Here is a 14,918-nt window from a genome sequence, read left to right on the forward strand (position 1 = left end):
TTATGAAATCATTTTGGGGATATGTTCTCGTATTTATTTTTTCGGCATTGCCTTTTTTTGAGGGATATGGGGTTATTCCAATTGCTTTTGTTGCAGGACTTTGGGTAGTACCAGTCATGTTGCTTGGGTTAATTGGAAACATTTTAACGGTTTTACTCGTAATTGTATTTATTAATCAAATTAACAATTGGAGAAAGAAACGAAAGAAAGAACAAGAACAAAAAGAAAGCAAACGCTCAGCAAGGGCGGAGAATATTTGGAAAAAATATGGTTTACCTGGTTTAGCAATGCTTGGTCCATTAGTCGTTGGAAGTCACTTAACTGCTATAGCGAGCATGACATTTGGCGGAACAAAAAAGAAAACCTTCTTATGGGTATCGAGTAGTATTGTAGTATGGAGTATTGTGTTTACCATTTTACTATACTTTGGAGTCGACATTTTAAACTTTGAGAATCGTGGTCTCATCAATTATTTTAATACGAATAAGTAACTAAAAGGGCTGAGAAGATTGTTTAAAGATGCAGTTTGGTTAGTAAAAGTGGAGTTTAAATAGCATTTGATCGCGGTTGTAATAACGTTTCCTGTAAGTATATTTACCGGCTTTGATTACAGGACTTCTCCTTATTTTGTGAAAGGGTGAACTAGAATAAGTTTAGTGTACCACTATCAATACTATTAAATAATGAAGTCTAGATGTTGAACCCCTTGAGATATGATTATCTTAAGGGTATCTTTATATTTGAAAGAAAAATATTTAAATTGTGTCGTAGATTTATAGAGGGAAGCTCAAGAATAATACTATTAAAAATATGCTATTGGTGTGTTTCCGCAAAAGCAGATATGGAAGGGAGAAATAAATGGAACAGCAAATAAATATTTTAGTTGTTGAAGATGATAATGATATAAATCAATTACTATGTAGAATTATAAAAAAAAGTAATTATGTCCCGCAGCCTGCCTATTCCGGGACTGAAGCAATGATTTATTTAAAAAAACAAGAGTGGGACTTAGTGTTGTTGGATTTAATGCTTCCAGGAATGGCTGGGGAGGAAATTCTTGCAGAAGTCAGGACGGAAGGGAGTATTCCGGTAATTATTATATCAGCTAATAGCAAACAGGAGACAAAAGTTAATAGTTTACGATCTGGTGCAGATGATTTTATTTCAAAGCCTTTTGATGTGGAAGAAGTGTCAGCGCGTATAGATTCCCTGTTAAGAAGATACAATCAAATCAACGAGACTCCGAGAAGTTATCAGTTAACCCACAAAGATATTCGTATTGATTTAGAAGCGAAAACTGTTTATGTGAATGAAACGTACCTTACATTGACCGCGCGTGAGTATGCAATATTGGTCCTTCTCATGCAATCTCCCAACAAAATATTTTCAAAATCTAATCTATTTGAAAGTGTATGGAATGAAACTTTTCATGGAGATGACAATACAGTGAATGTTCACATGAGTAACTTACGGAATAAACTTTGCAAGGCAAATCCAAATGAAGAATATATAGAGACCATTTGGGGAATGGGATATCGACTTAAATCTTAAGGTTTTCTTAAGGATTGCTTAAGCTTTTCTTACACTTTATGCCCCATACTATATGAAGAGCAAGTAAGGAGGCTGTTGATATGAGTGATTTTATTTTAAGAACCAATAAACTTTCAAAAAAATATAAAAGTGATTTCGCCATTGAAAATATCAATGTAACGATTAAAAGAGGAGAAATTTATGGTTTTATTGGTCAAAATGGGGCCGGTAAATCAACCATGCTACGGTTGGTAACAGGACTTACGTTCCCAACAAGTGGATCAATAGAATTGTTTGGAAATAATAATCCTAAGGAGTTAATAGATGAACAGAAAAGAACGGGTGCCATTATCGAACAGCCCGCACTTTTCCCAAATATGACTGCATATGAAAATTTGGAAGTCCATCGCTTACAAAAAGGTATTCCAGGAAAAGAATGTATCATTAATACGCTAGAGTTAGTAGGACTAAGGGATACAGGAAAGAAAAAAGCAAAGAACTTTTCACTTGGAATGAAGCAAAGACTTGGACTGGGGATTGCATTATTGAGTGATCCAGAATTCTTAATTCTCGATGAACCAACTAATGGTTTGGACCCAATGGGGATCGTTGAGCTGAGGGAATTAATAAAAGTATTAAATCGGGAGAAAGGACTTACCGTTCTAATCTCAAGCCATATGTTAAGTGAACTTTATCAACTCGCAAATAAATTTGGCATCATCCACAGGGGGAAGTTATTAGAAGAACTGACAGGAAAAGAGTTGGATGAAAAATGTAGACAACATCTACGAATAAAAGTTGATGATCCAACTAAGGGAGCCACAATTCTGGAAAAACAGTTATCTACAACTGATTTTGAGGTTATGCCAGATGGTACAATTAAGCTTTTCAATTTTCTTGATGATGTATTTACCGTTTCACGTACATTAACAAGCAACGGTCTTGTGATCGAGCATCTCTCACAAAATGGAGATAGTCTAGAAAACTATTTTTCCAAACTTATAGGAGGTGTTGATATTGTCTAATCTTATCAGGGCAGAACTATATAAATTACAACGAAATAAAACTTTTTGGGTTTTAATCGGGACAATAACAGGGTTAAGTGCATTGTTACATTTCTTAATCCTAATTGAATGGTGGCAACTGAGTGGCACTTCGTTTGACAGCGCTGGCTTAAGCGAACTTAATGCTTTATCAACTTTTACTCTACCATTATTTTTCAACTTAATCGTCAGTACATTAGCTGGATTTTATATTTCAAATGAGTTTTCACATCATAATGTGATTAAAAATCAGATGATAAGCGGTAATAAAAGATCCCATATTTTTTTGGCAAAGTTTATTGTATTTACGCTTGGATCCTTGATTGTTACGATACTGATTCCACTGGTAATAGCTATTATATTGGTCATGCTATTTGGACATGGTGATGTATTAAATTTTACAAATCTATTGTATTTGGGAAGAGCATTTAGTTTATTTACAGCCCAATTTTTGTGCTTTACAGCTATCGTGTTATTGATAGCTATTGTAACAGAAGATAGTGGAAAAACGATTATCTTTACTCTTTTACTTTCCATTGTAATGTTTGTAATCGAAAAATTTCTTACCTATCCATTTATCAAAATGCTGTACGAAAACACTATCTTTCATCAGTTTAGCGAAGTATTTAAATTTCAAATGACGAACGGGGAAATTATAAAGTCCATTCTCATTGCATCGGTATCATTAATTATTATCATGTTATGTGGAGTTTTGCTTTTTAATAGAAAAGAAATTAAATAAAATTCAAGAATGTGGTGAGACCAATGATATATGTAGCATTAACACTATTTTTTTTGACATTACTTTTGCTCACTCGCGAATTTGTACTAAAAAAAGAAGTGAAAAAGATTAGCAAGCAGCTGCAACTCTACAATAAAAGTAAAACGAATAAAAAAATTGATATGTCACTCCTTGATAAAGACATTGAAAACCTTGGAATTGAAATAAATAAACTTATGGATCTATACGTGACAGAAAATAGAAAGAGAGTCCGCTTTAAAAACGAGCAAAAACAGGCGGTTGCCAATATGTCTCATGATTTAAGGACACCATTAACTTCTATATTAGGGTTCATCCAGATGGCTGAAGACGATGATATTACAACAGACGAGAGAAAAGAATTATTAGCTACTGCAATTAAACGAGCAAAAAGACTTGAGGAAATGTTAAAAGAGTTTTTTGAACTGAGCATAATTGAATCGACGGATCGCCCTATGAAATCTGAACAAATCAATATGAGGAATTTAACGATAAATATCTTGATGAGTTTTTATGATCGTTTTAACGACAAAAATATAGAACCAATCATTCAGGTGCCAGAAAACGATGTATTCATTGTCTCTGATGAATCAGCCGTTACGAGAGTAATTGAAAATTTGTTTTCAAATGCTATTGCCCACTCAAATGGAAACCTCATCATAAGTCTTGAGGAAAATGATAGGAGAGCTAGACTGATTGTTAAAAATGATGCACTTTCTTTGACTGAAGAAGATGTTGACCGAATTTTTGACCGATTTTATATGGCAGATCAATCTCGTTCAGGCAAAAGCACCGGATTAGGATTGTCGATTGTGAAAAGCTTTATGGAAAAAATGGATGGGACAATTACGGGACAGCTAAATGATGAGCAACTGTCCATCATTTGTGAATGGGAAACAGTGAAGAACAAATAAAAATAGAAAATAAATTAGAATGGAGTTTAGTATATGCGTAAGAAGCTAGGTGTTAATTTTCTAATAGCATTTATATTATTAAACGTATGGATTCCTCCTTTATCAATTCAGGCTGCTGAGTCTATCAATACAGTTGATGTTGATGAATTTGTTACGAATTATCTCAAAAAAAACGGATTGCCTGGTGCTTCTATTGTAGTTGTTAAAGATGGCAAGTTAAAGTATGAAAAAGGTTATGGCCATAATTCTAACGAAAAACCACTGACAGCAAATTCTAAAATGAGACTCGCTTCAGGTTCTAAACCATTTACAGCATTTGCTGTGTTACAACTCGTTGATGAAGGAAAGATTCAACTAGATGATCATGTAGTGAAACATTTGCCAGAAGTGAAACTTGACGATCCTAGATGGGAAGAAGTTACGATACGGCAATTGTTGAGTCAAACATCTGGTTTGCCGGATCCAATAATTGTAGCCCCAGCAAATACGTTAAAAGCAGGAGTAGAACGTCTCTTTGATTGGAAACTACAATCTCAACCCGGAGAGAAATATGCTTATAGTAATGCAAACTATTGGGTCTTAGCTTATTTGGTAGAAAAAATTAGTGGTATTGGGTTTGAAGATTATTTAACGCAAGAGGTATTTTCACCACTAGGAATGAATGACTCGCTTACTGCTGTGAACTCTGGAGATTCTGTGTCTGGGCTACCAAAAGGATATGTAACAGCATATGGAACGGCAATACCTTGGACAGAGCTTGAACAAATGTTGATGGGGGCTGGAGGAGTCGTTACGACTGCTTCGGATATGGGGAAATGGCTTTCAATGCACACAAACGAAGGCAAGAATGAAGTAGGAGAGTTATTATTATCAAAAGAATTATTAGAAGAGTACTATTCATCACAGCCTGGCAGTGAAAAATACGGTCTTGGCTGGTCGTTAAGTTCTCCGAATGTCAAACCAGCACGTATTTCACATAGCGGTTCAGTATCTACTTATCAAACTCAGCAAGACATTGTACCGAGTAGTGGGTATGCAGTTGCGGTTTTACTCAATAGCTTCACTCCTACATTAGAACATGCATATGAGATTAGTTCGGGGATAATTCAACTAACTGAGGGAAATGAACCTGAAATGAAAGCTCCTGTACCTAAAATAATTGACCTTTCCCTCGCTCTCATAACATCGATTTACTTGGTTTTCGGCATTCGAGGAATCCTACGAAGTAAAAAATGGACGGATCATCGTAAAAATCATTCTGCTTGGAGATTTTATTTACGGTTAATCCCACAATTGGTCCCTATCCTATGTATTGGTTGGCTGTTCTTTATTGTTCCAACTTTAGAAAATAACAGTTCGACCACGATTGATGCATTCGGTCTTTACCCAGCAGCGATGATCTTATTGGCAATCATTTTCATTAATGGATTGGTTCTAACAATTTTGAGGGTATATTATCGTATAAGATGAGGTGAAGTTTGAAAGTTGTGAGCATTTCTAAAAGTGGCTGAAGTAGGGGTAGTAAGTGAATATTAAAAAAATAAGAGACGAATAAATGGGGTATTTAGTTAGGAAATGATAAGATAAAATTGAGATAGAAAGGTGGATATTATGAAAATTATCGTTTTTGGTGCAACAGGTGGTGTAGGTCAATCCGTTGTGAGTCAAGGACTTGAGGCTGGATTTGAAATAACAGCGTTTGTACGGACTCCAACAAAGCTAACCGTTTCTCATGAAAATTTAAAGATTATACAGGGAAATGCTTTCAATCAAGGGGAAGTCTCAGAAGCGATTGCAGGTCATGAGGCTGTTGTATCATGTTTAGGCTCAAGTCAAGGGATGAAAAAGTCAACCGAGCTTCAAGAAATGACAAAAAATATTGTTAATGGCATGAAGGAGCATAATGTAGAACGAATTATCTACACTGCATCTGCGGGAGTCCATAAAGAATTATCGGGACTAAGTGGAAAACTGGTCATGGGAATGCTTAAGAATCCTCTAATAGATCATCGCGCTGCAGTTGATTATATTCAAGCGCATGAACTGAACTACACAATTGCTCGACCGATGGGGTTAACAAATCAACCATTTACAGGAAAGTACAGAGAATCTTCAACAAGCGTACCGGAGAAATCAAAGTCAATACCGCGAGCTGACGTAGCACACTTTATCTTAAAAGCATTAAGAGATTCACGTTATGAAAATACGTCAATTGGAATTTCTACCTAAGTAGTTACACAAGTTATCTCCTGAACAGTACGATCATGACCAACTGCCTCCAACTATACATAAAAGGGTGCATTATAAAGAAATGTTAAGGGGGCTTAGAAAGTCATAGGGACAAGTCCTTTAGCTCAAAAATAGAGGTGACTGTCAAATTTTCAAGCACCAAGACGGTTCTTTGGCATTACTTAAGATATTCTTCTACTCAGATTTTGAGTACGTACAGCAGCCCCCTTTTTAGCTCGTGATGGTTCAAGTTCATAAAACCCCCTACTATTCAAAAGTAGGGGGTTAGTAAGTAATTATGCATTTGAATCTAAAGTCGAAGCAACCTCTGAGATAATGATTTCACTCCCCAAGATAGGGGATTCTTGTTCCCCGTTCGTTGGACCTGAATGAGCTTCTTTAAAAGCATCGCTATTTTTCCAAAGGGTAAAGTCCTCCATGGTGTTCCAATACATATTTACATTTAGCTCATCATATTCTGATAGATTTTTGGTAATTAGTACCTCGACTTTTACAAAACCATTCATTTTCTGTAGAGTTCCTGGTCTTGTGAACATTGGAGCCATCTTTTCAGCAAAACCTAATTTCATTTTAATTCTGTTCGTTACAATAATCATTGATTATTCCTCCTTAGTTTTCTTGCAACTGTTTATCCTCTAGTAGAGTATTCCCGTTTTCACGATTGAATGAATCATCATGTTTAAGTCTGCCATCTTCCATTCGATATACTTTATCGCAGTATTCTAGCATTCGTTCGTCATGGGTAACCATAATCGCTGCTTTGTTTCTTGTTTTTGCTTCGTTGGCTATGAGTTGAACCACTTCATGAGCCCTTTTCGAATCAAGACTTGCTGTTGGCTCGTCTGCCAGAATAATTGATGGATTGTTCATAAAAGCACGAGCAATTGCAGTACGCTGTCGTTCACCTCCAGATAGTTGTTCAGGTAATTTTTCCAGTTTTGCTGCTAACCCGAGACTTTGTAATAATTCCTTTGCGTATCCCTTATCCACTTTTGCAAGTTTCCCTGCCATTTTTTTCACTACAAGTAATTGTTCTAAAACATTTAAATAGGGGACAAGATTACTTGTTTGTAAGATAAATCCTATTTCTTCCAGACGCAATCGCACTAAATTCTTAGGTTTTAATTCATTAAGGTTCTTACCGTTAAGAATGACCTCACCTTTAGATGTCTGGAGTAATGCACCTGCAATAGCTAGAAATGTACTTTTTCCTGAACCAGATGGGCCAATGACAGCGATAAACTCACCTTGTTCCACAGTTAGGGAGATATCATCAAGGGCAAGAACTTGATTTTCACCCTGTTGATAAAGTTTTGAGACATTTTTGAATTGTATTCCTGACATTATTCCATCCTCCCAATCGCTTGAAGTGGGTCTATTTTTGTGATTTTTCGAACGGAAACCAATGAACTTAAAATCGAAATGACAAGTAATAAAAGGGCATAAAGGACAACTAATTTAAGATCAAGTGAAAACGGCATTTCATCTGGGAGAATAAGGGCTGTCCCATAGGTTAACAAGACTCCTGCTGTAATACTAACAAATGATAATAGAAATACTTGGGAAACAATAGCTCTTCCAAGGAAACGATTGCTGGCGCCAAGAGCTTTTAATATGCCAAATTGATTAGATTTTTGCAAGGTAAGTACGTAAAAGAATACACCTAGAACAAATGCCGAGATGGCTAAAAGAAAAGCAAGCATCATCATAATGGTGCCATTTTCTTCTTTATAACCAGGCATACCCTGGACGGCTGCGCTCTTGGTTACTGTTTCCGTATTCTTGAATAACTGATTTAATTTCTCAGAATCAATATTTTTTCCTTGTAACATAATCGCATTTACAGGTTTCTCAATTCCTTTATCAGAACCAGGTGCTGCAAATTGAATAGAGCGCCACTTATCTAAAGTAGTAAAAATGGCAGGTAAATGATTGTAGGTTTCATTGTTAACAAACCCGACAATTTTCATTTTTTCTAATGAACCTTCTATCTTCAGGGTATCACCAATCTTAAAGCCCTTTTTCTTTAAGGTATCATTAGCGATCACTTCCAATGATTCATTTGCTTGAAGTGGCTTTCCGTCAATCACATTGGGTTCCAGAAAACTACCCGGTGTTGTTCCCAATATAGCAATATCTACTTTTTCGTTAGTTCCAGAATCAGAATTATTTAGTATGGTTCCCATGGTTGCACCCATTACGGTTGCAGCTGAAACATTGGGCTGATTTTCCAGTTTTTCTGCCAATGATTCACTCAATAATGATCGACTCATAGAGGCTCTAGATCCATCTTCAAATGTCACATAAGTGGCATCCATATTTTTAATTGTTGCGGCACTAAGAGTGGAAAGGCCGTTACCTAACCCTGATAGCATGAATACCAACCAAGCAATCATGACAGTTATAACGCCAATCATTAGAAACCGTAATTTACCATGCTTTAACTCTCTTATAGCAAGAAACAATGTAAGTCACTCCTTTGATGTAAACACTAATAGTCACATGTGACTAATGAAATTATACTAGTTTGTCATTGATTAGTCAATTGTGATTATATGGTTAAACAGGATTATTTTTTATTGAGATATAAAAAAGGAACCCTCGGTCGGTTCCTTTAATTCATGTGAGTATAAAATTTAATCCGAATGAAGAAGATGGTGAATATTATTTTCAAGAAAGGCAACTTCTGCTTCTAACATTGTAATTTTATGTTTGACTGCAAGATTAACACCAGTTCGTATTCCATGTGTAGGGGTTTGGTTAAATAGATCTATTAGTTTTTTGTTCTTTTTTAATCTTTCCTTCAAGGCCGCTATTGCTTTATCAATCGGAAGAAAATCAATAAACATTAACCCAATATCTCCTTGGTAATTAACACTTTCCGCAGAGGATAGATTATCTAAGAGTAATTGATAAAAATAGTTTCGGCCGCTTTCATTTATAGAGTACACTTTTCGGGTGGGTCTATTTCCTTCTTGTTCTAACTGAATATCTATATATCCCTTTTGATTTAGTTTATCCAGAGTAGCATAAGCAGTAGGTTTTTTCATATCTGTAACTGTACTTAAGTTTCTTTCAATAAATTCATTAATTTGATATCCGTGCTGACTTTGTCCCATAAGTAACCCAAGCAGAATTAGTGAGCGATGTTCCACTGAAATCCTCCTTTCTTTTAAGTATTCTTTATTTATTTTCTCCTAAATTTACTTTGTAGTCAATTGAGGGATTACCACCAGAAGTGATACAACCATTAGTGGTTATGGGGTTGGAGCAATAGGCATAATAAACTTACCATTGATTGTTACACAGTATAACAATACTATGCAATAGAAAAAGGAAGAAATGGGGTAGCGGTTATGAAAATAAATTACGCTACAAGTGCCTGACCCCCGATAATAAAAAAGAGGGCTATATTGCTGGCATAGTAAAGGCAGGAGAAAAAGCGCAGCTTCTATGTCATGTCAATCCGCGTAGAGACCTTGGTAGCATGCATTCTTGGTTCTAATGGTGCCGTCACCACCCGTGATTTGTCAAATTCGACATTTACGGGTGGTGACGGCACTATTTTCATATACTTCCAAGTAATAATGAAATATGAGATACTCTAGGTAAATTGGATAATAGAAGGGTGTCTTTCAAGTGGAACTGCAACAAGAATTAACTGAAAATGGTTTTACGGTAGCTGCTGAACTACTAGCAAATCTAGCTGAAAGTGATCATTTTCTTGAAGGGATTTCTTTGATTTTAAAAGAATGTGATTCTTCAACAAGTAATCTTCCTGACGATATTCTTATCTTGTGTACGCAGTTAGAGCACGTAACTACCTTTCAGGAGGAATACAAATCTATTTTATTACGTGATCTAAAAATTATATTATCCGAAATGATGAACCCCACAAATGATCCAGCGGGAATCTATATCGATAAAAAGGAAGAAGAGGAAATTATTTCCTTGTATAAAAAAGCCTTAGTAGGTAATGCAGATGCCCAGCTCGAACTTGGTCATTTTTATAAATCAATGCAGCGTGATGAATGGGCCTTTGACTGGTTCAAAGTAGCAGCCGATGCCGGTAGTGTGGATGCCCTTTACTGGCTAGGTAATGATTATTTTGTTGGAAAAGTTGTCGAACATGATTGGGAAAAAGCTTATTTTTGTTATAAAGAAGCCGCGGAAAAAGGACATGCGGATGCCCTAAACAATTATGCGGATATGTATTTACGTGGGGAGTATGTGGAGAAGAATGAAAAAAGAGCTCTAGAACTTTTCAAGGAAGCCGCTGATAGAGGCGTACCTGAAGCAATGTACACACTTGGCTATATGTATGAAAATGGTGTCGGGACAGAAGTAGACATGGGAGAATCCAAACGATGGTTTACTGAATCCGCCCTTTTTGGTGATGTGTTTGCAGCGAATCGCCTAGGACATGAAGCAGTGGAAAATGGCCTGGGGGATGAAGCGATATCTTGGTATCAAATGGCTGCTGATCGGGGTGACTCTTATGGGGAGTTTAATCTTGGTGTTTGCCATGAGAACGGGATTGGAACCCAAGTTAATATAAAAAAAGCTAAATATTGGTATCAAAAAGCTGCTTTAAAAGGTGATGATCTGGCAAAGCAGAGGGCAAAAGAATTATAAATTTATCGCATTTGTTTTAAATGAAGGGGTACGCTTACAGACCCTGCCGAATGACAAAGTGATAGATTTGTCTATAAGAGCGTGTTCAAACAGTACCCTATTAAATAAAATTCAAGTTTAAAACTCCCCTTTCATACTTCCATAATTGGAAATGAAAGTAAATTATTTGGAAAGTCCTAAGTAAACTGAATATTCATCAAAATGATGCCTGAAAAAGGGTACATTTTCCCCCTTGGTCATAAACAATGATTGAGGATGCTGTCTGGGTGAATGAACAGGTTGGAAATACGGCAGTAAAAGTATATATATCACGTCTCAGAACTAATTTAGCCACTGCGCTGCAGATTGATCAAGTGCAAGTGCGTAAGCATGTGCTCATTACAACTAATGGTCGATACAAGTATAACTATCCAGATAAATATTATGTCCTCAGGTAAAAACAAGGTTACGAATTCGTAACCTTGTTTTTATTATACTGTGGTTAGGATGATGAGAATGAATTTATTAAACTTAGAACGAATGAATGGTACGGAACGATTAGCGGAAGCGTTGCGTATGAGAGGCTTGTTTGTTGAAATTGAGATTGATTTTATCGTACTTACTGATGAAAACACTGCTTCGGATGTTGAAGGAGTGCAACGGTTACTCGAGGAAATCGGGCTACCTGTCTTTTAGGCAGAAGCTTTTAAGTTTCAAGTACTGTTGAATCGTCTGCCGGTTTCCATTATGAAGCGGATTATCAATAAAAAGGTAGAGAATTTCCTGTTTTGATGGCAGGCTACCACTTCCGCTGGAGAGCTTTTGCCCAACGAAGGTTCGGCATAAAAGTGAATGCATTGGATTTAGACCCGAACATGGCAATGCTAGTAAAAACCTTGAATGTTGCCGGAATAACAAGTCTTGCTGGTTGTAATGGTCACTATCGCTACCAGCCTAATGTTCAGCTGTCTGGAGTGTTTCAAGGTGCTTGGTTTCAGGTGCTGCAGGAAAAGTATTTGAAGAACTGCAAGCTTAATTATAAGTGGCAAATCCGGTATGGTAACCATTCTGGAGCATGCTTGGTTGCAGAGAATAAGAGCGGTGAGAAGTGGAATATGAGTCTCATCTATCAAGACACTGTAGCGATGGCAGAAATTATCCAAACAAAAAAGACTGAGATTCGTGAGCTAAAGTTAAACACATTTAAACGAAACCGAATTATGAAGAAAGAAGCGGAAGAAATGAGAGAGACCAAGCAGTACGAGGAGCTTGTTCAATGGATGAAAGTAAAAATACATCAGTAAGGGGCAATGATATAACTCATGAAGAATACAAGGTTGGATGTAAAAAAATTGACCAAATAAAAAACAATTGTTCATATATATGAACAATAAACTGAATATTGACAAATATCTGAATTAAATATATAATCTAAATAATCAGAAAATTATAAACATTTAGTCGAGGAATTAATAAATCTGTGTATATGTTGACAACAAGGGACGCCTTGTGAAGTTCATACAAAAAAAGTTCACTTTGCTAGATTATAAGAAAAAATCATAGGTGTTAGCGGAATGTTAAAAAATCTATATACTTTATTCTTTGAAAAAAATTAATTGGAGGTAATTGTTGAAATGGATGTAGAAAACTTGTTAGTGCGGTCGGAAAAGGTAACGCCAGGGGGAGTTCATTCTAATACGAGAAGAATTGAACCACAAATTATGCCTAAGAAAGCTTATGGGTCGATGTTAACTGACATATCCGGAAAAGAATATTTAGATTACCATGCAGCCTTTGGTCCTATTGTGTTAGGTCATTCCTATTCAAAAGTTGTTGATGCTGTTAAGGATCAGTTAGGTGAACACGGACTATACGGAGTTGGGGTAACCGAACTTGAAGTTAAAACATGCGAAAAAATTGTTGAACATGTACCTTCTGCTGAAAAAGTATTGATTACGAACAGCGGTTCTGAATCAACATTTCATGCAATTCGTGTCTCACGTGCTTTTACTGGAAGGAAAAAAATAATTAAGTTCCAAGGGTGTTACCATGGGTGGCATGATTATGTCGCTCGTAATATGCTGAGTGAAGAAAAAATGATTGGAAAAAGAGATCCAGGTTCCGCAGGCATGCTAGATGAAGTGATAGACAGTACATTAGTATGTCGATTTAATGATTTAGATGATGTTGAAAATATGATAAAGGCTAACCGTAATGAAGTAGCTGCTATTATTTTGGAACCAATTCCTCACAATATTGGAAATGTAATGCCGACTATGGAATTTTTAAAAGGTTTAAGAACTATAACAGAACAAAATGGTATAGTTCTAATTTTTGACGAAGTAATTACAGGCTTTCGACACCACTTGGGTGGATATCAAGCGATTTGTGGTATAACCCCTGACTTAACTACACTAGGGAAAGCTATAGCTAATGGGTTTCCGATTGCAGCGGTATGTGGGAAGTCCGAAATTATGGATAGTTTTTCAACACGTCCTGGAGGAACCGCTCTTTTTGCGGGAACCTACAACGGACATGTAGTGGGGACAGCTTCTATATTGGCTACAATCGATATTATGGAAAAAGAAAATGTACATGAGCATATTAATACACTCGGAGAAAAATTAAGAATGGGTATTCAAGAGATAGCAGATCGAGTGGGATTGGAAGTGACTGTCAAAGGATTTGGGTCTATTTTTGTACCATATTTTATGAGTGGGGAAATTAATAATTATGAAGATCTTATGAGAGAAGATACAGAAATGGATTTAAAATTTCGAAGAGGAATGATTGAGAAAAATATATTTATGTTTCCTATTCCAATGAAAAGAAATCACACGAACTTCACTTTAACAAAAAAAGATGTAGATATAACGTTGCAAGCTACAGAGGACGTTATGAAAGATATTAAAAAATAAATAAATGGAGGTTAGCAAAGTGATTATTGATATTCATTCACATACACCAAACTTTTTTATGGATGTTGATGAAGATATAACGGATACAGGTTCAGTAAACCAAAGTATGCGTCCAGATGGAGGTGGAATAAAGTTTAAATTTAGCGAGATTGAACACCGTAAGGGGACAAAAGAGGCAGATAAAGTCGTTGTGTTTAATATGTATATTGGGAAAAATCCAAATGATGCCACAGCTGATTATGTAAAAACTGATCCAGAACGCATTATTGGATTTATGGGCTTAAACCCTAAATTACCACACATGTTAGATGAATTAGATCGTTCATTTTATGATTTAGGATTAAAAGGGATAAAGCTTGGGCCAATCTATCAAGACTTTCATCCTTTGGACAAAAGAGCATACCCCATTTACGCTCGAGCTGAACAATTAGGATTACCTATACTTTTTCATCAGGGAGCAACGTTTCCAAGGAAAGCTCCCCTTAGGTATGCTAATCCTATTTTACTTGAAGAAATTGCCCATGATTTTCCCAATCTCAAAATCATCATTGCCCATGTTGGGAACCCTTGGTGTGATGAAACCAATGTGCTTATTAGAAAACAACCAAATGTCTATGCTGATATATCGGGATTATTTTATCGTCCTTGGCAGTTTTACCAAGCACTTTCTTTATGTCACGAGTATGGTTGTATGGATAAGTTGCTTTTTGGGAGTGACTATCCAATAGCTACTACGGAAGAAACAATAACCGGTCTACGTAATATCAATAAGGTTATTGAAGGGACAAATTTACCTAAAATTCCAGAGGATGAAATTGAAAAAATAATTTATCGCGATTCTCTATCTCTTCTCGGACTTAAATGAAAATATAAATTTTCTTTATTTCTT

At 36.1% G+C, this 14,918-nt stretch carries 16 protein-coding genes; 12 read left to right on the plus strand and 4 right to left on the minus strand.

Annotated elements, in window-relative coordinates; all coding sequences use genetic code 11:
* The first annotated feature begins 2 nt into the window (after positions 1-2).
* The 7 genes from LD272_RS11090 (at position 3) to LD272_RS11120 (ending at position 6,476) form a co-directional block, all read left to right on the plus strand.
* On the plus strand, positions 3-491 hold the full coding sequence (locus LD272_RS11090) for a small multi-drug export protein (RefSeq protein ID WP_226036685.1): 489 nt from the start codon (positions 3-5) through the stop codon (positions 489-491).
* 367 nt (positions 492-858) lie between these two features.
* Positions 859-1,551: a response regulator transcription factor gene (locus tag LD272_RS11095; protein WP_226036686.1), complete on the plus strand. Its 693-nt coding sequence runs from the start codon at positions 859-861 to the stop codon at positions 1,549-1,551.
* 80 nt (positions 1,552-1,631) lie between these two features.
* A complete protein-coding gene (locus LD272_RS11100; RefSeq protein ID WP_226036687.1) occupies positions 1,632-2,555 on the plus strand; it encodes an ATP-binding cassette domain-containing protein in 924 nt (307 codons plus the stop codon).
* Positions 2,539-3,315: an ABC transporter permease gene (locus LD272_RS11105; RefSeq protein ID WP_226036688.1), complete on the plus strand. Its 777-nt coding sequence runs from the start codon at positions 2,539-2,541 to the stop codon at positions 3,313-3,315. Before LD272_RS11100 ends, LD272_RS11105 begins: the two co-directional genes overlap by 17 nt.
* Before the next feature lie 23 nt (positions 3,316-3,338).
* Positions 3,339-4,247, plus strand: a complete 909-nt coding sequence (locus LD272_RS11110; protein WP_226036689.1) for a sensor histidine kinase — start codon at positions 3,339-3,341, stop codon at positions 4,245-4,247.
* A gap of 33 nt (positions 4,248-4,280) precedes the next feature.
* Positions 4,281-5,717, plus strand: coding sequence for a serine hydrolase domain-containing protein (locus LD272_RS11115; RefSeq protein ID WP_226036690.1), 1,437 nt, complete (start codon positions 4,281-4,283; stop codon positions 5,715-5,717).
* A gap of 141 nt (positions 5,718-5,858) precedes the next feature.
* The gene (locus tag LD272_RS11120) at positions 5,859-6,476 is read left to right on the plus strand and encodes an NAD(P)-dependent oxidoreductase (protein WP_226036691.1); all 618 of its coding nucleotides are present in this window, start codon (positions 5,859-5,861) and stop codon (positions 6,474-6,476) included.
* Positions 6,477-6,772: 296 nt separating this feature from the next.
* Here LD272_RS11120 and LD272_RS11125 read toward each other — a convergent pair whose 3' ends face one another.
* The 4 genes from LD272_RS11125 to LD272_RS11140 all read right to left on the minus strand — a co-directional run bounded on the left by LD272_RS11125 (position 6,773) and on the right by LD272_RS11140 (position 9,652).
* Positions 6,773-7,093 carry a heme oxygenase gene (locus LD272_RS11125; RefSeq protein ID WP_226036692.1) on the minus strand — a complete coding sequence of 107 codons (321 nt, stop codon included), beginning with the start codon at positions 7,091-7,093 and terminating at the stop codon, positions 6,773-6,775.
* 13 nt (positions 7,094-7,106) lie between these two features.
* A complete protein-coding gene (locus tag LD272_RS11130; RefSeq protein ID WP_226036693.1) occupies positions 7,107-7,841 on the minus strand; it encodes an ABC transporter ATP-binding protein in 735 nt (244 codons plus the stop codon).
* Positions 7,841-8,962: an ABC transporter permease gene (locus LD272_RS11135; protein WP_226036694.1), complete on the minus strand. Its 1,122-nt coding sequence runs from the start codon at positions 8,960-8,962 to the stop codon at positions 7,841-7,843. Before LD272_RS11135 ends, LD272_RS11130 begins: the two co-directional genes overlap by 1 nt.
* Before the next feature lie 171 nt (positions 8,963-9,133).
* Positions 9,134-9,652 (minus strand): PadR family transcriptional regulator, encoded by a 519-nt coding sequence (locus LD272_RS11140; RefSeq protein WP_226036695.1) that lies wholly within the window; start codon positions 9,650-9,652, stop codon positions 9,134-9,136.
* A 484-nt stretch (positions 9,653-10,136) separates the two neighbouring features.
* Between LD272_RS11140 and LD272_RS11145 the strand changes: the two genes are divergently transcribed.
* The 5 genes from LD272_RS11145 (at position 10,137) to LD272_RS11165 (ending at position 14,894) form a co-directional block, all read left to right on the plus strand.
* A complete protein-coding gene (locus LD272_RS11145; RefSeq protein WP_226036696.1) occupies positions 10,137-11,132 on the plus strand; it encodes a tetratricopeptide repeat protein in 996 nt (331 codons plus the stop codon).
* Between the two features lie 495 nt (positions 11,133-11,627).
* Positions 11,628-11,807: a hypothetical protein gene (locus LD272_RS11150; protein WP_226036697.1), complete on the plus strand. Its 180-nt coding sequence runs from the start codon at positions 11,628-11,630 to the stop codon at positions 11,805-11,807.
* 95 nt (positions 11,808-11,902) lie between these two features.
* Positions 11,903-12,415 (plus strand): hypothetical protein, encoded by a 513-nt coding sequence (locus LD272_RS11155; RefSeq protein WP_226036698.1) that lies wholly within the window; start codon positions 11,903-11,905, stop codon positions 12,413-12,415.
* 330 nt (positions 12,416-12,745) lie between these two features.
* The gene (locus tag LD272_RS11160) at positions 12,746-14,029 is read left to right on the plus strand and encodes an aspartate aminotransferase family protein (protein ID WP_226036699.1); all 1,284 of its coding nucleotides are present in this window, start codon (positions 12,746-12,748) and stop codon (positions 14,027-14,029) included.
* A gap of 19 nt (positions 14,030-14,048) precedes the next feature.
* Positions 14,049-14,894 (plus strand): amidohydrolase family protein, encoded by an 846-nt coding sequence (locus LD272_RS11165; RefSeq protein WP_226036700.1) that lies wholly within the window; start codon positions 14,049-14,051, stop codon positions 14,892-14,894.
* Positions 14,895-14,918 lie beyond the last annotated feature (24 nt).

This window comes from Aquibacillus saliphilus (assembly GCF_020404745.1).
In the GTDB taxonomy this organism is placed as follows: Bacteria; Bacillota; Bacilli; order Bacillales; family Amphibacillaceae; genus Aquibacillus; species Aquibacillus saliphilus.

Bases quoted from the DNA above. Each gene is read 5' to 3' on its own strand.
- LD272_RS11090 (WP_226036685.1), top strand. From the start codon at position 3: ATGAAATCATTTTGGGGATATGTTCTCGTATTTATTTTTTCGGCATTG.
- LD272_RS11095 (WP_226036686.1), top strand. From the start codon at position 859: ATGGAACAGCAAATAAATATTTTAGTTGTTGAAGATGATAATGATATA.
- LD272_RS11100 (WP_226036687.1), top strand. From the start codon at position 1,632: ATGAGTGATTTTATTTTAAGAACCAATAAACTTTCAAAAAAATATAAA.
- LD272_RS11110 (WP_226036689.1), top strand. From the start codon at position 3,339: ATGATATATGTAGCATTAACACTATTTTTTTTGACATTACTTTTGCTC.
- LD272_RS11115 (WP_226036690.1), top strand. From the start codon at position 4,281: ATGCGTAAGAAGCTAGGTGTTAATTTTCTAATAGCATTTATATTATTA.
- LD272_RS11120 (WP_226036691.1), top strand. From the start codon at position 5,859: ATGAAAATTATCGTTTTTGGTGCAACAGGTGGTGTAGGTCAATCCGTT.
- LD272_RS11125 (WP_226036692.1), bottom strand. From the start codon at position 7,093: ATGATTATTGTAACGAACAGAATTAAAATGAAATTAGGTTTTGCTGAA.
- LD272_RS11130 (WP_226036693.1), bottom strand. From the start codon at position 7,841: ATGTCAGGAATACAATTCAAAAATGTCTCAAAACTTTATCAACAGGGT.
- LD272_RS11150 (WP_226036697.1), top strand. From the start codon at position 11,628: ATGAATTTATTAAACTTAGAACGAATGAATGGTACGGAACGATTAGCG.
- LD272_RS11155 (WP_226036698.1), top strand. From the start codon at position 11,903: ATGGCAGGCTACCACTTCCGCTGGAGAGCTTTTGCCCAACGAAGGTTC.
- LD272_RS11160 (WP_226036699.1), top strand. From the start codon at position 12,746: ATGGATGTAGAAAACTTGTTAGTGCGGTCGGAAAAGGTAACGCCAGGG.